This window comes from Streptomyces griseochromogenes, from assembly GCF_001542625.1.
GTDB classification, from domain to species: Bacteria; Actinomycetota; Actinomycetes; order Streptomycetales; family Streptomycetaceae; genus Streptomyces; species Streptomyces griseochromogenes.
In genome coordinates this window covers 9,666,043-9,683,099 of sequence record NZ_CP016279.1, presented here as the reverse complement: position 1 = coordinate 9,683,099, position 17,057 = coordinate 9,666,043, and the positions used below count along the sequence as shown (strand labels likewise).

The window sequence follows — 17,057 nt, the reverse complement described above, 5'->3', positions numbered from 1 at the left end:
ATCCCCGGCGGACCCGCCCCCGCGGCCTCGGCCCTCGCGCCCCGCCGGGTCAGGCCCCGAGCGTCCGTGACACGACGTAGATCAGCAGGCCGGCCAGCGAGCCCACCACCGTGCCGTTGATCCGGATGAACTGCAGGTCGCGGCCGATGTGCGCCTCGATCTTGCGGGTGGTGTGCTCGGCGTCCCAGCCGGCCACGGTGTCGGTGATCAGGGAGGTGATCTCCTTGCGGTAGGTGGTCACGATGTGCACGGCCACGCCCTCGACCCAGCTGTCGACCTTCTCCTGGACCTTCGGCTCGGTCGCCATCCGTGTGCCGAGGGACAGTAGGGCGGCCCGTACCCGCATCCGCAGCTGGCTGTGTTCGTCATCGGCCGCGGCGACGATCATGGAGCGTACTGCCGTCCACGCGGACGCGATCAGGTCCTGCACCTCTCCGCGGTCCAGCACTTCGCCCTTGAGCCGCTCCACCCGCGTGCGGGTGTCGGTGTCGGACTGGAGGTCGGAGGCGAAGTCGGTGAGGAAGCGGTCGAGGGCGCCGCGTGCGGGGTGGGTGGGCATGTCGCGCATCTCGGTGGCGAAGCGCAGCAGCTCCTTGTAGACGCGCTCGCCGACCCTCTTGTCCACGAACCGGGGGGTCCAGCCGGGTGCGCCGCCCTCGACGGCGACCATGACGTCGGCGTGGTGCAGCACGAGCCAGTCGTGGGCGCGGGCCACCACCAGGTCGACCATCCGTTTGTGTCCGCCGTCCGCGACGATCTTCTCCAGCATCTTGCCGATGCCGGGTGCGATCTCCTGGGCGTTGGCCCGCCGGGTGATCGCCTCCGTGACGACCGCCTGGACGTCGGAGTCGCGCAGCACGGTCAGGGCGCCTCTGAGCGCGGTGGCCAGTTCGGCCGTGACGCGGTCGGCGTGCTCGGGTTCGGCCAGCCAGGCGCCCAGCCGGCTGCCGATGCCGACGGCGCGCAGCCGCTGCCGTACGACGTCCTCGGAGAGGAAGTTCTCGCCGACGAACTCGCCGAGGGAGATGCCCAGCTGGTCCTTCTTGGTCGGGATGATGGCGGTGTGGGGGATCGGCAGGCCGAGGGGATGCCGGAACAGCGCGGTGACGGCGAACCAGTCGGCCAGTGCGCCGACCATGCCGGCTTCCGCGGCGGCGGCCACATATCCGGTCCAGGCTCCCGCGCCCTGGTGCGATCCCCACTTGGCCAGTACGTAGACGACAGCCACGAACAGCAGCATTCCGGTCGCCGTGAGCTTCATCCGCCGTACCCCGCGCCGCCGCTCCTCGTCGGCCGGGGTGAAGGCGGTCATGGTCCGGTACGACGTGGTCCGGCTCGGTGTTTCGGTCTCCGTACGTTCCATCAGCTCCACCCGTTCGGTGATCCCGCACACAATTGTCCCTTCCTGACCGACTCCCGGAACGGAACAGGAGTTCCCGGCGTCTGTCCGGAAGGGAGTTTTGGGCAGGGCCCTGTCAGGTCTTCCGAGCCCATGCCGCATCATGAGCTCTGCTGATCGGAGCCTCGGGCTCCCAATTCCCGAGGAGAACAACAGAAGCATGGCCAAGCGTCGTGGCGGGGGTGCGGGGGCGTCCCCCGTAAGGCACAGTGCGGTCCTGAGCGGGCTGGTCGCCCTGGTCGTGGCTCTGTCCGCCGTGATCTACGTCATGGTGGCGGCCGACGACGGCACGCCCCGCACCACCGCCGACAACCGCCCGCACCACGGCTCCTCGGCGGCTCCCGCCTCGACCGGCACCTGGGTCGGTGCCTGGTCCACGGCGCCCGTGGGGGGCGAGCCGGGCACCGAGGCCGGCGGTATGGCCGGCCGTTCCGTGCGCAACATCGTGCACGCGAGCACGGGGGGCACGAGCGCCCGTGTCACGCTGTCCAACCTCTACGGCCAGTCGCCGCTGACCATCACGCACGCCTCGCTCGCTGTCTCGGCCGGCGACGGCACCGCCGCGGCCGATGCGGAAACGATGCGGCGCCTCACCTTCGGCGGCGTCACCAGCGTGGTCATACCGCCCGGCGGCCAGGTGCTCAGCGACGCCGTCCCCGTCACCGTCCCGCACGACTCGGACGTCCTGGTCACCACCTACTCGCCCACCCCGTCCGGCCCGGTCACCTACCACCCGCACGCGCGCCAGGTGTCGTACGTCGCCGAGGGCGACCGCACCGAGGACGCGACCGGCACCCCGTACACCGAACAGACCCCCTACTGGCGCTATCTGACGGCCCTCGACGTGCTGAGCAACGAGGCCACCGGCACCGTCGTCGTCTTCGGGGACTCCATCACCGACGGCATCACCTCCACCGTCGGCGCCAACCACCGCTGGCCCGACGTCCTCGCCGGCCGTCTGCGCTCGGCGGTCGAGAGCGGCGACGACCTGCCCCGCTACGGCATCGTCAACGAGGGCATCAGCGGCAATCAGGTCCTCGCCGACGGCCTGGGCCGCCCGGCCGAGAACCAGAGCGGCCTCGGCCGCTTCGGCCGCGACGTGCTCTCCCGGACCAACGTGAAGGTCGTCGTCATCGACCTCGGCGTCAACGACATCCTGCGCAACCCGAAGCTCGCCGACCCGAACCGGATCACCGACGGTCTGCGCGCCCTGGTCCGCCAGGCCCATGCCCGCGGCCTGAAGGTCGTCGGCGCGACCCTCATGCCCTTCAAGGGCCACCGCGGCTACACCCCGGCCCGGGAGGCGGTACGCCGGCAGGTCAACGCCGAGATCCGGTCCGGCCGGGTGTACGACACCGTCGTCGACTTCGACAGGGCCCTCAAGGACCCGTACGACCCCCGACGGCTGCGCCCCGACTACGACTCCGGTGACCATCTGCACCCCAGCGACCTGGGCTTCGCCAGGATGGGCGAGGTCTTCGACCTGGGTGCGCTGAAGGGCGCGGGGCAGGCGGAGCTGTAAGGGCCGCCGTCACCGCGCCGGGGGCCGGGCCCGTCCGCGCCGCCGGAGCAGCAACAGCCCTCCGGCCACGGCGGTGACGCCCGCCGCGGCCGTCCAGCCGAGGACGTCCGCGCTGCCGGTCGCGGCGAGGTCCGTGGACGTCCCGGAGGCCGGGGACGCCGTCTGCGAGCGTGCCGTCCGCGGGCGCGGGTCGGAGCCGGCGGCCGGGTTCTGGGAGGAGCGGGGGGTCCGGTCGCGGGTGAAGGCAAGGGTGCCGAAGCCGAGCTGGTCGTAGCCGCCGCTGTCGGGGCCGTAGTCACCTCCGCCGCCCTCGGGCGCGGCCTTCGCGGCGATGCGGGTGAGGTAGGAGGCGGACAGGCCGCGCCGCTCGGTGTAGTGGTTGGCGATCATCGCCCAGATCGGCCGGGTCATGGCCGGGTCGACGACGGCGGCCGCCGTGGCGGTCTCGCTGCCGGACCAGCCGCCGACGGCACCCTTCCTCCGGGTGTTCGGGGTGTACGGCACGGACTCCCCGAGGCTCCACCTGGCCACGTACTGGGCGCCTTTGAGGAAGCGGTTGTCGTCGTAGCCGTAGAGGTCGATGCCCTGGTTCCAGGCCATCTCGCAGACTGTGCCCATGAGGCCGACGCCCAGCAGGGCGTGCCCCTGGTCGCGGCCGGCCTCCAGCCACTCGGCGAGCCCGTCGTCGTGCACGACCGGGATGGCGTGCCGGACGGAGCCGAGGCCGGAGCCGTGCTCGAAGTACGCGACGGCCTGGTCGACCCGGCGCCGGTCGTCGCAGAAGATGCCGGTGGCCAGGACGCAGGCGAGGGCGCACAGGTCCCAGTTGGGCCAGTAGTTGGTGACGACGGCGTTGTTGTGCCGGGCGAGGAAGGACTCGCTGAGCGCGGAGAAGACGTTCAGGAGGACCCTTTTTGCGGCGGGCAGGTCGAAGTCCGGGTGGTCGCGGACGAGTTCGGCGGCGTTGGCGAACTGGTAGCCGTACAGGCCCGCCGCGAGGAACCGGTCGGCGGACCCGGCGAGGGAGGTGAGCGTGCGCGACCAGCCGTTGAGGATCGCCACGGCCGTATCGGCGTGGGCGCCCTCCCCGCTGACGTGATGGCGCAGCGCGTTCTGGTAGGCGGCGTGCAGGTCGTTGTAGAGGATCGCGTAGTTCTGCGGGCTGCCCGCGCCCCGGTACACGGTCGTCCGCGGATCGGGCCGCCAGCCGCTCTGCGCGTGCCGGTTGGCGGTGAGCTTCGCGTATCCGGCGCTCCAGGGCGCGGCGCCCGCCCTCACCTTGGCCGCCATGCGGTCGAGGTCGGTACGGGTGTGCAGGAGGCCGGGGTGGGTGAAGGCGGCGTCGGCGGCGGCTGGTGTCGTGGCGAGGGCCGTTGTCGCGCTCGCCACACCCGCGGCCTTGATCAGGCTCCGGCGGCTGAGGGGCTGAGGTGTCACGTGCATGCCCCGGAGACGCACGGATACGGCCGCCGATAACAGAAACTCGGGCTCCGGTGGCGGGCTCAGGCTCCGGTGGTCGACCCCGGCCGCACGATCATCAGGATCGTCACGGCCGCCCACAGCAGGTTGAACACCCCGGTGAACATGGCCAGCCGCACCGTCTTCTCACGCGAGCCCGCGCCCTCCACCAGTGCGGTCTGGGCCGGCAGCACCAGCGCGGCGAGCACGAGGGCGGCCAGGGCCGTGAGCGCGATGGACACGATCAGCCAGGCGCTGCCGAGCACGCCCATGTCGCTCGCGGTGGCGAACCCGAAGACCGGGACGACGACGCCGACGACGGCGTAGATCCGGCAGATCCGGTGCAGCAGCTGGAGCGTCTGCGTGGCACGTGTGTCGTCCGGGGCGGCCAGGGCCCGGCGGGCGGCGGGTGGGAACATGCTGGCGGCGACGGTGACGGGCCCGATGGCGACGATCGCGGCGAGGACGTGGACGGCGAGGAGGAACTTGGTCACGCACGGACGTTAGGCGCGGTGCGGATCTTGGGGAAGTGGCGGGATTGCCAGTGAGTGACGGATTCTCGCCAGCCCGCTTCTCAAAGAGCCTCTCAGGGGGCCGGAGGAGAAGAGCCGCCCTGACCGGCTTGGCGACAATCCGTCGTAGGGCTAGGTTCCTGCCATGCACGCTGTCGCCGTCCTGGCGCTGGACCAGGTGATCCCGTTCGATCTCTCCGTCCCGATCGACACGTTCGGCTGGGCGCGGCTGCCCGACGGCCGTCCCGCCTACCGGGTGCGGGTCTGCTCCCCGGCCGGGGAGGTGAGCGCGGGCGCGGGTGTCTTCGCGGTGCGGGCGCCGCACGGCCTGGCGGCGCTGGCGGAAGCGGACACGATCATCCTCCCGGGCGTCGCCGACCCGGCCGCGCAGCTGCCGCCGGGCGTCGCGGAGGCGGTGCGCGCGGCGGCGGCGAACGGCACGCGCATCGCGTCGATCTGTGTGGGCGCGTTCGTGTTCGCGGCCACGGGTCTGCTGGACGGCCGGCGGGCGACGACGCACTGGCGCGCGGCCGCGGATCTCGCGGCGAAGTTCCCGGCGATCACCGTCGACCCGAACGTCCTCTACGTCGACAACGGCCAGTTCCTCACCTCGGCGGGCGCCGCCGCGGCCATGGACATGTGCCTGCACATGATCCGCAAGGACCACGGCTCGGCGGTCGCCGCGCACGCGGCCCGGATGTCCGTGATGCCGCTGGAACGGGAGGGCGGGCAGGCCCAGTTCATCGTCCACGACCTGCCCCCGGCGCCCGCAGGCGCCACCCTGGAGCCCCTTCTGGCCTGGCTGGAGGACCACTGCGACCGCGAGCTCACCCTGGACGAGATCGCGGCTCAGGCCCGCATGAGCAGCCGCACCCTCAACCGCCGCTTCCGCGAGCAGACCGGCACGACACCGCTGCAGTGGCTGCACCGGGCGCGGGTGCGGCGGGCGCAGTACCTGCTGGAGACGACGCCGTACCCCGTGGAGCGGATCGCCGCACAGGCGGGTTTCGGCTCGCCGACGGCCTTCAGGGAGCGTTTCCGCCGGGTGGTGGGGACGAGCCCGCAGGCGTATCGGAGGTCGTTCCGCTCGACGAACGGCTCGACATCGACGAACGGCTCGGCATCGGCGAACGACTGGTCACCGGCGAACGGCTCGGCATCGGCGAACGACTGGTCACCGGCGAACGGTTCGCCGCCGGCGGTCGGCTGACTCGGCGTCGTTTCTTCGCCGGAGGCCGGCCGCCGCGATCGTCCGGGTCAGCCGCCGCGGTGGCTCGGCTCAGCCCCTGCGGTCGGCGACGGCCCAGGAAGCGAGGGCCACGGCGCCCGCGACGCCGAGGACGGACGGCCAGGCGCCGACCTTCTTTGCCAGCGGGTGGGACCCGGCGAACGCGGCGACGTACGCGGCGCTCAGTGCACCGGCGGCCTTCCCGCCCGCCTGCTTGCGCCACTGCTGCGCGGCGGCGGCCCCCGCGACGGCCAGGACGGCCCCGCCGAGCTGCCGCTTCTTGGTCCAGCGGGCGACGCCGTACCCACCGACGAGCCCGGTCGCGGCGACCACCGCGCTGGGAACCCTGGCCATGAGTGCCTCCTCGTGTATCTGTGCCTGTGTCTGTTCCGCTTGCTGTGCCTTTGTCTGCGCCGAGGCTAACCGGCATGCGGCCGGACACTTCAAACTTGAGTCGAGGTGCCTCAGCTTTCAGGCCCGGAGGGAGTCCGCCCGCATCTCATGAACGCCCGCAGCCCGCGGACACCTGGCCGTGGACACCCGCGGGTGACACCTGGCACCCACCCATACGGCAATCCCCGTGTCCCTCTCCACTCCAAGATCGGCCGAGAGCCCAACTCGCCCCCCATGTGAAGATCGCATCGTGAACGACATACATCTCCGCCTCGCTGAAGATGCCGACGTCGCCTCTCTCGTTCACCTGCGCGACGCGGCCGCCCGCTGGATGCTGGCGCGGGGCATCACCGGCCAGTGGGAGCCGGGCGAGCTGGACGAGGACCACTTCCGCCGGATCATGAAGAGCGGAGAGGTCTGGCTCGCGGAGGCCGGGGGCCGACTCGCCGGAGCCTGGGAGCTGTGGTGGGAGGACGAGGACGCGTGGGGACCGCAGCCGGCGGTGGCCGGTTACATCCACCGCCTGATGGTGAACCACGGCAGTGCCCCGCCCGGTACGGGCCGTCTGCTCCTGCGAGCCGCGGAGCGCCGCGTGGCCGCGGCGGGCCGGACGTCGGCACGCCTGGACTGCCTGGCCGGCAACACCCGCCTGAACACGTACTACCTGAACGCCGGCTATCGGGTCGCCGGTCACAAGGAGGGCAAGCCACAGCCAGGCGGCACACCCAAGTCGTTCACGCTCATGGAGAAGGCTGTACGGGCCGAGGGCGAGTAGCTTCGACCCCTCGGCCCTGAGGACCGTCCCCGATCAGACCGGCGGTAAAGCCCTGTGAACGACCGCGACCCGCATCCCGACCAGGACCTGAACGACGACGACCTGGACCTCGACCGAGCCCTGACGGTCGCGACCGACCTGGCCGCCTGGGCGTCGGAGGCGATCCGCCGCCCGCCTGGCGGCGAGGTACGAGAGAAGGCGAGCCCGGCGGACATCGTCACGCAGACGGACGAGACGATCGAGGCACACGTCCGCTCGGTCCTGCGGACGGCCTTCCCGACCCACGGCATCGAGGGCGAGGAGTACGGCACCCACGAGCCGGCGACTCCGAACGCCCCGTACTGGGTGGTGGACCCGGTGGACGGCACGACGAACTACGCCCACGGCATCGGCTGGTGCTCATTCTCCCTGGGCCTGGCGGCCCCCGACGGCACCCCCTTGCTCGGTCTGGTGGCCGACCCCTGGCGAGGCGAGACCTTCACGGCGATCCGGGGAAGGGGCGCCCACCTGAACGGCACTCCCATCCGCGCAGCCACTCACACCACCCTCACGGGCCACGCCTTCCTCACGGAATGGGCGGCCCACGCCCACTGGCCGGGCCTGGACGCCCTCTTGGCCGCCCTGTCCGCCCGCCACTGCACGGCAAGGGTGATGGGCTCGACGGCCCTCTCCCTGGCCCAGGTAGCCGCAGGCCGGGCCACCGTCGCGGCCATCGGCGAATTCCACGCGGTGGACGGCCTCCCGGCGTACCTGATCGCCACGGAGGCGGGAGCGGTGGCGCTCCCGCGGGTACCTGCTTACGACGAACCGCTGCTGCTGTCGGCTCCCGGGGTGGCGGAGGAGATGGCAGAACTCTGGCGCACGATCACATCCAACTGAACGTGTGGTTTGCCCAGACCGCTCCTGTACCGGCGTTTTTCTACCGAATGCCGGGAGAGCTATCGAGAGCGATTGCCCTCCATAAGAAGGAGAACACCATGCGTGGACGTATCACTCTGGCCGCCGCCGCTCTCGCTGCCACCGCAATCCTCGGATGCGCAGGCGCGGCAGCCGCCGACGCCGGAGCCGAAGGCGTTGCCGCGTACTCTCCGGGAGTCCTGAGCGGCAACGTGGTTCAGGCGCCCGTACACGTGCCGGTCAACGTGTGCGGCAACACCATCAATGTCGTCGGGCTTCTCAACCCCGCGGCCGGCAACCTCTGCGTGAACGAATAGGACTGTCCGCCGGTCCGGCACGCGGCACCCCGCCGCGTGCCGGACCGCGTGAGTACGGCCGGGCGTTTGTTGTCTCAAGCTCCGCGCAGGAATCCGTCCCCATGAGCGGCGATGTGAGCCTCCAAAGCGGTCAGCGCGTCCTGAGTGGCCTGCACCGACCCACTCCCACGCTGCTCGGCGTAGTACGCCGCACCGAGCTGCTTCAGCAGATCATTACCAGCGCGCTGCTGCTGCAGCTCGTCCACCTTCTGCTTGCCCTGGTTCAGGGCACTCTGGGCCTGCTCCTTGGCCCGGTCGAGAAAACCTGCCATGACTGCCTCCGATCGTGTCGCGGCATGACTTCCCAGTTCGTGGCCGCGCATGCTCTGGCGGACGCGCCGATGGACTAGTCGGACGATCCGACGAGCGCGTCTCGGAATGCCGCCACGGCCACGAACCGAAACTCATTCCCGACTGCCCTCGCCTGGTACGTCCTAGCCAACGGCTAGTCCAATGCCGTTTCGGCCGAGTCGACGAACGGAGCGGAGCAGGACAGTCCTCGAGGCGGCTCCTCTCTGACTCACATGCGATAGGCGCGGAATGGAACGGCACTCTCCAGAGCGAGATCCCGCCGCGCGAAATACTTGTCCATGCCCGGGTCCTGGATCCGTTCTCAATTCATCTGCGTGCCATCGGGCCGGTGGTCATCCCCGTCGCCGTGCTATCGCGGAAGGTCAGGTGCCGGCGCATGTTGAAGCCATCCGGCATCGGCTCTTCGGTCACGAAAGCACGGAAGGCCTCAACCTCAGCAAGCAGGGTATACGTCTGGTCCAATTCGAGCCGGGCTTTGGGTACGGTCGATCTCCTTCGGTAACTACCAGATAGAAAGGGTAAGTTCAGACTTCGATCTACTCGGAGAACACGTCACCACCGCGAGTGATAGGCCGAGGGTCGTTCAAGGTAGAACCCGAGCGAGACGTCAGCGCCTGAACTAGCCTCTCGGCAGCGGAGTCGACGACAGCGGCCAGATCAACAATGTCAGGGAGGACTCGGCTTCGGCAGCGACGACGATGCTTGGTCGTAGCCGGTGTACGTCTGAGCGGCGGGAAGCCCAGCGTGGGCTCGGGGCACTTTGGGGGGCAGGAAGTCCGGCATGGCCGATCTGATTGCTGAGTGGGCGACGCAGGTAGCGGAAACCGAGCTCAGCGCTGCGCTTCCACGAAGGTGGGCGCATACGCAAGGCGTGGCCGAGCGTGCAATCGAAGTCAGCGGGCTCTTTGGCGAAGGCGCTGGCCTGCTCATCGCCGCTGCCACGCTGCATGACGTCGGGTACGCGCCTCGGCTGGCCGTGACGGGGTTCCACCCGCTGGACGGGGCAAGGTTTCTTCGTGACGAGCACGGGGCCGACGAGCGGCTCGTGCGGCTGGTCGCGAACCACTCCTTTGCCCTGTTGGAGGCCGAGGAGCGTGGTCTGCGGGACGAGTTGGCGTCGGAGTTCCCCTTGCTGGAGGAGCCTCTGCTGGTGGATGCCCTCGTGTACTGCGACATGACGACGACGCCTGACGGCGGCCGGACCAGTATGCAGGAGCGGATCGCGGAGATCGTCGGCCGCTATAGCGTGGACAGCGTGGTCGGCCGATTCATCCGCCGCGCGGCGCCGGAAATCTTCTCCTCCGTAGAGAGGATCGAGACGGCGCTGGCGGCTCAGCCGAGGTAAGGGTAGGTGCCGGCCAGGTAGTCCCCGATCTGCTGGCGCATGCTCGGGTGGATGTCGTACTGGTCGAGGTCGGTCGGCTGGACGAAGCGGACGCCGTCGGCCTCGTCGTTGATCGTGGGGGCTCCGCCGATGGGGCGGCCGATGTAGGTGTTCTCGTACTGCTGGCGGATCTCGCCATCGGTGTAGGCGACGATGTGGTTCGGGTTGGTGTAGACGCCGAGGAATCCGGTGATCTCGGCCATGATGCCGGTCTCCTCCAGGCACTCGCGTACCGCGCACTCGGCCGCGGTCTCGCCGATGTCCTGGGCGCCGCCGGGAAGCGCCCACTGGCCGGTGTCGCGGCGGCGCTGGAGGAGGATGGCTCCGGTCTCGTCGACGACGAGCAGGTTGCTGGCCGGGATGAGGGTGTTCGCCTTCGGGGCAGCCGGGTCGTTGTAGTACTCAGTCCTGCCCATAGGGGGCGGTCCTCTCCTGATCGGGCGTCCATGGCCGCGCAGCGGCCCAGACGGAGTCGAAGCTCTCAGCGTAGTTGTCGAACCACCCGATACCGCCAGCCCTCTTGAGGTGGAGCAGAGGGTTGGCGCTGGCAGGTTGTCCCCAGATGTGCGGATTGATCAGAAGGTTGTCGTCGTAGCGGAACATGGACGTGTAGAGCGTGGTGTCGTGGAGCCGTACGGCGCATCCGGCCTCACCCAGCAAGGGGTGGTAGTACGTCAGCGAGGCCCGGATCTTGGCGGCCAGGGTGTCGCCGATACCCTCTTCACGGCCTCGGATTGCGACTGCCTGACCGTCTGGGTCACCGAAGCACAGGCGTACCCGGATGCCCTCGGCAGCACGCTCGGAGAGCATCTTGGCAACATGCGGGTTGGACTGCGCGAAGAAGGTGCCGGAGAAGACGAGGACGCTGATCTCGTGCTGAGCCTCTCGCAGCAGCGAGAGCCAGACGTCCCGCGGCACGCTGGCTCGGTTCTGATAGGTGCCGACCAGCTCGGTGCCTAACCCGTCACGCGACCGGCCGGATCGTCGAGGCGATGCTGGCCATAGGAAGGTCTCTTCCACGCGCAGGTGGCGCGCGACACGGAAGCGATGCCGAGCATGCGGAATCCGCCCGCCCAGCCACCGGCTCACCGTCTTGGGATCCACCTCGCACACTTCCGCGAGCGATTCGGGCGAGACACCGCGCTGCGCGAGCACAGAGTGCAGTCGGTCGTTCACAGCAGCCATGGAAGCGGTGCGCTGTCTGATCACGCAAGGACGTTACGGGACGTTGTGACGAAGGCAGAGCAGCGCCAACTGCCTACGCTGGCGCCATGGAGCTCATCATCCTGTGGGACATCGACCATACCCTCATTGAGAACTCGGGGGTGAGCAAGGAGATTTACGCGGCTGCCTTCTCATCACTCGCGGGGTGTGTGCCGACGGGGCCGGCTCGCACCGAGGGGCGCACGGATCGGCTGATCATGCGCGAGATGTTCCTTCGTGACGAGCTGCCCGTGCCAGAGTGGCCCGTGATCGAGGACGCCCTCGCACAGGCCGGGCATGACCGCCTGGGTGATCTGCGCTCGCGCGGGACAGCCTTGCCGGGGGTCCACGAGGTACTGAAGGCCGCCTCACTGCGAAGCGGTTGGGTTTCCTCTGTCCTGACCGGCAACATCGCCGCCAACGCCCATGTGAAGCTGTCCGCTTTCGGCCTCGACTCCCTGTTGGACCTGTCGGTGGGCTCCTACGGAGCGGACGCCGAGCTCCGTCCCGAACTTGTCGCGGTCGCCCGCCAACGCATACAGCGGCTCCGTGGCGTTCCGGCCGATGTGCCCGCCGTACTGGTGGGGGACACTCCCCGTGACGTGGAGGCCGCCCTGTCCACGGATTCGGGGATCGTCGCGGTCGCCTCCGGCGTCCACAGTCCCGAGGAGCTGGCCGCTGCCGGCGCTCACGAAATCCTGCCCGACCTATTGGACACCAAAGAGGTTCTCAGCGTCCTGGAGTCCTTCGCGGGTCACGCAAAACGTCCCAGGACGTCCTTGGATCGTCCCCGAATGCGGTGACGAGGTCCCCGGACGGACGGCCACCATCAGGGTTCCCACCAGGAAGTCAGCCGAAGGAGCCCATGTGATCGGGGAAGTCACGGGGATCAAGAAGATCCGAATGCTGTACCTGCAGTTGCTGTACCGCTGCAACTTCACGTGTCTGCACTGCTTCCACGGCAAGCGCCTTCAGTATGCCGATGCCTTCACCGCTGAGGAAGCCGTCAGCCTTCTCGACCTGATGCGGGATGAATACGGCACGGAGGCCGTCACCCTGCTCGGTGGGGAGCCGTTCGTCCATCGGGAGCTCCCACAGGTCGTCCGGCACGCCAAGCAGGAGCTGGGCCAGCGTGTCGAGATCTGCACCAACGGGTACCGGATCGAGCGCTGCCTGACCGAGATTGCTCCGCACCTGGACTTGCTCCGGGTCTCCCTGGAGGGTGTCGGCTCGACCAACGACGGCATCCGCAAGCGCGGCAGCTACCAGAGCGCTCTCCACTCGCTCGGCCTGGCACGGGACCTCGGTGTTTCAACCGGCGTGACCATGACCGTGACCTCACGGAACATCGGCGAGGTACTCCCCCTCGCCCGTGTCTTGGCCCACCTCGGAGTCCGGCAGCTGAAGCTCCACCATCTGCGGCCCGTCGGCAACGCCGCAAACCATCCCGAGCTGCTGGTAACCGACACGGCCGCCTACGGCCGGCTCCGCGAAGAGCTCGCGGAAACCGAGTTGCCGCTTGAAGTGATCGTCGACGAGGACCTCTCCGAGCACAGCGCTCCTGAGGTCTGCGCACCGTCCGGCGGACCTCGCGAGATCGACCGGATCGAGGCCGACCCACGCGGTGCGCTCACCATGTCCTGCAAGGCGGTGGGCAAGGACTCCCACGCGTTCTGGTACGAGAAGTCCGCGAACCGTATCGTCCACAGGCCCTCCGCCACGGACGAGATCACGCTCCCGGTACCGGACGTGGTGTACGCGCATGCCTGACCACCCGAGGTTCGAGAGCCTGGAAGGCTTACGCGGCACCGGGAAGTCGACCATCGCACCGTTGCTCGCCGCTGCCCGACAAGCCGTTCTAGTCCCCACCGTGCCTGCCTTGTACCAGCCCCTCAGGCGCGAGGTGGACAAGCGGACGAACGTCGAAGCGCGGATGTGTCTCTACCTCTCCGCACTGTTCACAGCAGCCGAAGAGATCCAGCACCAACTCAGAGGTGGCGTCCCGGTCGTCGTGGAGAGCTACTTCGCCCGGTGTCTCTCCAGCCACCGTGCCCTGGGCGCCCGGCTCGGCGTCACTCTGCCGGCCTGGCTGCCAACGCCCGTCACCTACCACCTCGTCTGCGCTGACGACGAACGCCGACGCCGCCTCGCAGCACGGAACAAGCCGACATGGCGATGGGACGCGCTGATGGAAACCGTCACGGACCGAGTGACGGATGCCTACGCCTCGTTCCCGATGCATCGCATCGACACCACGGGGCTCACCCCCGAAGAGGTCCTCCGCGTGATCACCGCCACCGATACGCAAGGAGCGCACTCCCATGCAGACACGGAGCCTGTGGGAGCACACCCTCACCTTCTTCCCTCAGTTCCTCGTCACTCTGCGGGAGCGCGTTGCCTCTAACGCCACCATCGCAGTCGTCGGTGCGAGCGACGGCAAGTTCGTCCTGCCTCTGGCAGCCGCTGGGTACCGCGTAGTAGCGATCGAGCGCGATGCGCTTGCCGTGCACGGAGGTGAGGTCCGCCTCCCGGGTGACAGCGAAGCGCACGCGATGGGCTTGATCGACCGGCTGAAGCAAGAGGAACTCGACGCTCGTGTGCAGGTCGTTGAAGAGGACTTCCTGGCAGGGGATCCCCTGGACATGCAATGTGAGGCGGTCTGGACGAGCTGCTCGTGGCACTACAGTGCCAACCACCACCGCCCGCTCGCCGAGTTCGTCGACCGCATGCAACGCCTGGTCCACCCGGGCGGCGTGTTCGGTGCGGAGTTCATGATGCCCGTCGAAACGCGCCACCACTTGGTGGAGCACTACACCTCTCCCGAGCGCCTGCACCGTCACTTCCTCAGTGACTGGGATGTCCTGCTCACCCTGCGCACGGACGAGTTCACCGAACGGCCCCACGTCGACCAGCTGCACGACCACACCCATCGCATGGGCCTGCTCCTGGCAGCCCGTACGTCCACCCTCACCGACCGTTTCTGAGAGAAGGACACATGAAGCACGAGTACGAGGCGAAGTTCCTGGCCGTCGACGTCGTTGGCCTGCAGGCCAAGCTGGCCGCCCTCGGTGCCGTCAAGGCGCTCCCCCGCACCCTCCTCACCCGTAAGATCTTCGAGAACGATTCCCTCGACGGAGGGGCGTGGCTCCGGCTGAGGGACGAGGGCACCCGCTCGACGCTCACGCTCAAGCAGGTCACCGACGCCACGACGATCGACGGCACCAAGGAGATCGAGACCGAGGTCGCCGACCTGCACGCCATGGCCGAAATCCTGAGCCGGGTGGGCCTCACCGAGGTCCGCTACCAGGAGAACTACCGCGAGGAGTGGCGCCTGGGAGAGGTCGCCTTCGACTTCGACACCTGGCCCGACCTCCCCACGTTCCTGGAGATCGAGGGGCCCGACGAGGCGTCGGTACGGCAGGCCGCCGCTCTTCTGGAACTCGACTACTCCGAAGCCCGGTTCGGCAGCGTCGATGAGATCTACAAGAGCGAGGCCGGCCGCGACATCCTCGCCGAGCCCACCCTGCTGTTCTCCGATGCCGAGAAGCAGGGGAGTGCTCCCTTGGCAGTTCAAGGCGGTTGACCAAGAGGCGGACTATCCATGCTTACGGAAGCCGCCCTACAGCACAGGGTGATCTCGGGGATCGCCGAGATCACCCGTGAGGGGCTGCCAGTAGCAGCTACGGACAACGGCAACGAGTGGCTCGACGGATTCTGCTGGCTCTGCTGCGGCCAGCGGTGGACTCGTGACCTGTGGAGTTCCGCGAGCGTCGCCGGCGCCCAGGCGTCCATGTACGCCTGCGGGCCATACATCCGTGCGCTTCAGGAACGGGTCTGGCAGTCCCTCCTCAGCAGGGACGAAACAGCTCGCGCCAACCGGCCGAACGAGACCACCGCTGCGGGACCACGCTCGGCCCGGCGCACTGGCAGGCACCGCGGCCAAAGCAGGTTCCTCCGCCGCGGCTAGGCTCCCGTCCTTGTCACGGAGAGCCTGCCGTCCCCCGCAGCATGAACTCCGTGACCAGGGCGGGTCTCCACTGGCACACCGACGTGCCAGTGACGGCCGACTGCCTTGGAGCCTGCAACGCCCGCGACGAGGCCGTCGCACGCAAGGCGGAGGGCGACGTTCGCCACGAGCACTGCCAATTGTCCCGCCCGAACTTTCAATGCATTGCACGTTCCAGCCCCGATCGTCAGACCGCAGCATCATCATTGGTCCATGGCGACGCCTAAAGCGCGTCACCCTCAGACATCGCAGGTTCTCCAAACGCCTCTGCCTGCCTGGCGACGGCTCGCTTCTCCCGCTTCTCGTCCAGATCGAACGCAGGCCGGAGCTCTTGGAAGGTCTCGCGGTAGTCACGGCCTGGATCACCGCCCAAACATCGCGCGAAAGCGTGTCTCGGCGCCTGAGGCCAGTTGGCTCAAGTGCCATAGTCTTTGATCCCCGTCTACACGGACTCACCGATGCCGAAGACGACTCCACTAACTATGCATGTCTTCACCTTCGAACTGGTCCTTCCGCAAGGCTCGCGAGAACGCGTGCCAGGCCGGGCCCTGGACGGCGACGACGGGCCCGCTACCAGCCTTCGAGTCACGAACGAGCACGCCAGCCGAGATGAATGCGGCTTCTACACACTCGGTCGCGTTGCCGCCGCTGTAAGACGACTTGAACCAGCTGGGCTTCGAGGAGGGCTGAGAGGCGGCGGACATTTACAGCTCCTTGAGGGCGCAATGAATCATGGCGGAGGAAGCCTCCATGTCCAACGCTTGTGCCTGGAGGTACTCGAACGCAAGTCTGTATCGCTCCAGTTCCTCGTCCTTTTCCAGGAAGAGGGAGCCCGCGTGGAAGTCGACGTACACCACATCGAGAGCGGGTTCGGCGCCGCCGATGATGACGAAGCTTCCCAATGCGGCGGCATGGGCTCCCTTGGAGAACGGCAACACCTGGAGCGTGACGTGAGGGGAGTCGTTCGCTTCGAGCAGCCTTGCGAGTTGTTCCTTCATAGTCTGAGGTGACCCGACGACGCGGCGGATGACCGACTCGTCGAGGATTGCCCACAGACGCGGTGGCTTCGGGCGGGCGAGGATCTCCTGCCGCTTCATACGGATGTCGACCAGTCGCTCGACCTCCACCTCCTCCAGTGGCACTTCGTTCGCCTTCTGCAGTGCAGTGCTGTAGGCGCGCGTCTGCAGGAGGCCTGGGACGTAGACGCAGGAGAAGTGACTCTCGCGTACCGCTTCGTCCTCAAGGGTGAGCAGCAGGTTCATGCTCTCGGGGATGGAGTCGGCGAAGGAGTTCCACCAGCCTTGTTGCTTGGCATCCTTCGCTAGGCCAACAACGACCCTCCGCTCGGACTCCGTTGCCCCGTACCCACGGCACAGAGCATCGATGACGATCCACTTGACCGGCCCGGCTTGGGTCTCGTATCGGCTGATCGTCGCTTTCGAAACGCCGACGAGACCGCCGGCCTCCTCAAGAGTCAACCCCTTGCGTGCGCGCAACTTGCGCATCATGGCGCCGAGTTGGCGGCGACGTGTTGTGGTCCGTACGGACATTCGACTCCTTCGCCGTGCGCCGGGGTGAGGGCCCGGAGACCCCAACAGGCTAGGTAGCGGTG

19 protein-coding genes are annotated in these 17,057 nt (G+C 68.4%); 10 read left to right on the top strand and 9 right to left on the bottom strand.

The annotated features are described in order from the left end of the window. Positions 1-49: 49 nt before the first annotated feature. Positions 50-1,363, bottom strand: a complete 1,314-nt coding sequence (locus tag AVL59_RS42175; RefSeq protein WP_237281811.1) for a DUF445 domain-containing protein — start codon at positions 1,361-1,363, stop codon at positions 50-52. Positions 1,364-1,559: 196 nt separating this feature from the next. On the opposite strand from AVL59_RS42175, the gene AVL59_RS42170 reads away from it, so the two are divergent. Next, positions 1,560-2,921, top strand: coding sequence for an SGNH/GDSL hydrolase family protein (locus AVL59_RS42170; protein ID WP_067314978.1), 1,362 nt, complete (start codon positions 1,560-1,562; stop codon positions 2,919-2,921). A gap of 9 nt (positions 2,922-2,930) precedes the next feature. Here the strand turns inward: AVL59_RS42170 and AVL59_RS42165 are convergent, their stop codons facing one another. After that, complete coding sequence (locus AVL59_RS42165; protein ID WP_099053364.1) at positions 2,931-4,364, bottom strand: alginate lyase family protein; 1,434 nt, start codon at positions 4,362-4,364, stop codon at positions 2,931-2,933. Positions 4,365-4,423: 59 nt separating this feature from the next. Further along, complete coding sequence (locus AVL59_RS42160) at positions 4,424-4,873, bottom strand: hypothetical protein (protein WP_067314976.1); 450 nt, start codon at positions 4,871-4,873, stop codon at positions 4,424-4,426. Between the two features lie 163 nt (positions 4,874-5,036). Here AVL59_RS42160 and AVL59_RS42155 point away from each other — a divergent pair, with 163 nt between their 5' ends. Next, positions 5,037-6,101 (top strand): GlxA family transcriptional regulator, encoded by a 1,065-nt coding sequence (locus AVL59_RS42155; protein ID WP_067314974.1) that lies wholly within the window; start codon positions 5,037-5,039, stop codon positions 6,099-6,101. 69 nt (positions 6,102-6,170) lie between these two features. Here the strand turns inward: AVL59_RS42155 and AVL59_RS42150 are convergent, their stop codons facing one another. Beyond that, the gene (locus AVL59_RS42150; RefSeq protein ID WP_067314973.1) at positions 6,171-6,473 is read right to left on the bottom strand and encodes a hypothetical protein; all 303 of its coding nucleotides are present in this window, start codon (positions 6,471-6,473) and stop codon (positions 6,171-6,173) included. Positions 6,474-6,762: 289 nt separating this feature from the next. Between AVL59_RS42150 and AVL59_RS42145 the strand changes: the two genes are divergently transcribed. From AVL59_RS42145 to AVL59_RS42135, 3 genes are all read left to right on the top strand, one after another. Then, positions 6,763-7,287 carry a GNAT family N-acetyltransferase gene (locus AVL59_RS42145; protein WP_067314971.1) on the top strand — a complete coding sequence of 175 codons (525 nt, stop codon included), beginning with the start codon at positions 6,763-6,765 and terminating at the stop codon, positions 7,285-7,287. A gap of 54 nt (positions 7,288-7,341) precedes the next feature. After that, positions 7,342-8,166 (top strand): inositol monophosphatase family protein, encoded by an 825-nt coding sequence (locus AVL59_RS42140; protein WP_237281810.1) that lies wholly within the window; start codon positions 7,342-7,344, stop codon positions 8,164-8,166. Positions 8,167-8,264: 98 nt separating this feature from the next. After that, positions 8,265-8,501 carry a chaplin gene (locus AVL59_RS42135; RefSeq protein ID WP_067314969.1) on the top strand — a complete coding sequence of 79 codons (237 nt, stop codon included), beginning with the start codon at positions 8,265-8,267 and terminating at the stop codon, positions 8,499-8,501. Between the two features lie 74 nt (positions 8,502-8,575). Here AVL59_RS42135 and AVL59_RS50050 read toward each other — a convergent pair whose 3' ends face one another. Beyond that, complete coding sequence (locus AVL59_RS50050; RefSeq protein WP_079147255.1) at positions 8,576-8,812, bottom strand: hypothetical protein; 237 nt, start codon at positions 8,810-8,812, stop codon at positions 8,576-8,578. 821 nt (positions 8,813-9,633) lie between these two features. Between AVL59_RS50050 and AVL59_RS42125 the strand changes: the two genes are divergently transcribed. Continuing rightward, the gene (locus AVL59_RS42125) at positions 9,634-10,197 is read left to right on the top strand and encodes an HD domain-containing protein (RefSeq protein ID WP_067314965.1); all 564 of its coding nucleotides are present in this window, start codon (positions 9,634-9,636) and stop codon (positions 10,195-10,197) included. On the opposite strand, the gene AVL59_RS42120 is transcribed toward AVL59_RS42125, so the two are convergent. Together AVL59_RS42120 and AVL59_RS42115 are read right to left on the bottom strand one after the other, a co-directional pair. Beyond that, positions 10,185-10,652: an NUDIX hydrolase gene (locus tag AVL59_RS42120; RefSeq protein ID WP_067314963.1), complete on the bottom strand. Its 468-nt coding sequence runs from the start codon at positions 10,650-10,652 to the stop codon at positions 10,185-10,187. The genes AVL59_RS42125 and AVL59_RS42120 overlap by 13 nt on opposite strands. Further along, positions 10,639-11,412 (bottom strand): helix-turn-helix domain-containing protein, encoded by a 774-nt coding sequence (locus AVL59_RS42115; RefSeq protein ID WP_208870653.1) that lies wholly within the window; start codon positions 11,410-11,412, stop codon positions 10,639-10,641. Before AVL59_RS42115 ends, AVL59_RS42120 begins: the two co-directional genes overlap by 14 nt. Positions 11,413-11,507: 95 nt before the next feature. Between AVL59_RS42115 and AVL59_RS42110 the strand changes: the two genes are divergently transcribed. From AVL59_RS42110 to AVL59_RS42095, 4 genes are all read left to right on the top strand, one after another. Next, positions 11,508-12,242 carry an HAD family hydrolase gene (locus AVL59_RS42110; RefSeq protein ID WP_067314961.1) on the top strand — a complete coding sequence of 245 codons (735 nt, stop codon included), beginning with the start codon at positions 11,508-11,510 and terminating at the stop codon, positions 12,240-12,242. A 64-nt stretch (positions 12,243-12,306) separates the two neighbouring features. After that, positions 12,307-13,209: a radical SAM protein gene (locus AVL59_RS42105; RefSeq protein WP_067314959.1), complete on the top strand. Its 903-nt coding sequence runs from the start codon at positions 12,307-12,309 to the stop codon at positions 13,207-13,209. Between the two features lie 551 nt (positions 13,210-13,760). Further along, positions 13,761-14,423 (top strand): methyltransferase domain-containing protein, encoded by a 663-nt coding sequence (locus AVL59_RS42100; RefSeq protein ID WP_067314957.1) that lies wholly within the window; start codon positions 13,761-13,763, stop codon positions 14,421-14,423. 11 nt (positions 14,424-14,434) lie between these two features. Next, positions 14,435-15,022 carry a class IV adenylate cyclase gene (locus AVL59_RS42095; RefSeq protein WP_067314956.1) on the top strand — a complete coding sequence of 196 codons (588 nt, stop codon included), beginning with the start codon at positions 14,435-14,437 and terminating at the stop codon, positions 15,020-15,022. Between the two features lie 899 nt (positions 15,023-15,921). On the opposite strand, the gene AVL59_RS42090 is transcribed toward AVL59_RS42095, so the two are convergent. Next, positions 15,922-16,149: a DUF397 domain-containing protein gene (locus AVL59_RS42090; RefSeq protein WP_067314954.1), complete on the bottom strand. Its 228-nt coding sequence runs from the start codon at positions 16,147-16,149 to the stop codon at positions 15,922-15,924. Further along, the gene (locus AVL59_RS42085) at positions 16,150-16,995 is read right to left on the bottom strand and encodes a helix-turn-helix domain-containing protein (protein WP_067314952.1); all 846 of its coding nucleotides are present in this window, start codon (positions 16,993-16,995) and stop codon (positions 16,150-16,152) included. It lies immediately after the preceding gene. Positions 16,996-17,057 lie beyond the last annotated feature (62 nt).

Bases quoted from the DNA above. Each gene is read 5' to 3' on its own strand.
- AVL59_RS42165 (WP_099053364.1), bottom strand. From the start codon at position 4,364: ATGCACGTGACACCTCAGCCCCTCAGCCGCCGGAGCCTGATCAAGGCC.
- AVL59_RS42125 (WP_067314965.1), top strand. From the start codon at position 9,634: ATGGCCGATCTGATTGCTGAGTGGGCGACGCAGGTAGCGGAAACCGAG.
- AVL59_RS42155 (WP_067314974.1), top strand. From the start codon at position 5,037: ATGCACGCTGTCGCCGTCCTGGCGCTGGACCAGGTGATCCCGTTCGAT.
- AVL59_RS42090 (WP_067314954.1), bottom strand. From the start codon at position 16,149: ATGTCCGCCGCCTCTCAGCCCTCCTCGAAGCCCAGCTGGTTCAAGTCG.
- AVL59_RS42170 (WP_067314978.1), top strand. From the start codon at position 1,560: ATGGCCAAGCGTCGTGGCGGGGGTGCGGGGGCGTCCCCCGTAAGGCAC.
- AVL59_RS42135 (WP_067314969.1), top strand. From the start codon at position 8,265: ATGCGTGGACGTATCACTCTGGCCGCCGCCGCTCTCGCTGCCACCGCA.
- AVL59_RS42100 (WP_067314957.1), top strand. From the start codon at position 13,761: ATGCAGACACGGAGCCTGTGGGAGCACACCCTCACCTTCTTCCCTCAG.
- AVL59_RS42095 (WP_067314956.1), top strand. From the start codon at position 14,435: ATGAAGCACGAGTACGAGGCGAAGTTCCTGGCCGTCGACGTCGTTGGC.
- AVL59_RS50050 (WP_079147255.1), bottom strand. From the start codon at position 8,812: ATGGCAGGTTTTCTCGACCGGGCCAAGGAGCAGGCCCAGAGTGCCCTG.
- AVL59_RS42110 (WP_067314961.1), top strand. From the start codon at position 11,508: ATGGAGCTCATCATCCTGTGGGACATCGACCATACCCTCATTGAGAAC.
- AVL59_RS42150 (WP_067314973.1), bottom strand. From the start codon at position 6,473: ATGGCCAGGGTTCCCAGCGCGGTGGTCGCCGCGACCGGGCTCGTCGGT.
- AVL59_RS42085 (WP_067314952.1), bottom strand. From the start codon at position 16,995: ATGTCCGTACGGACCACAACACGTCGCCGCCAACTCGGCGCCATGATG.
- AVL59_RS42175 (WP_237281811.1), bottom strand. From the start codon at position 1,363: ATGGAACGTACGGAGACCGAAACACCGAGCCGGACCACGTCGTACCGG.
- AVL59_RS42120 (WP_067314963.1), bottom strand. From the start codon at position 10,652: ATGGGCAGGACTGAGTACTACAACGACCCGGCTGCCCCGAAGGCGAAC.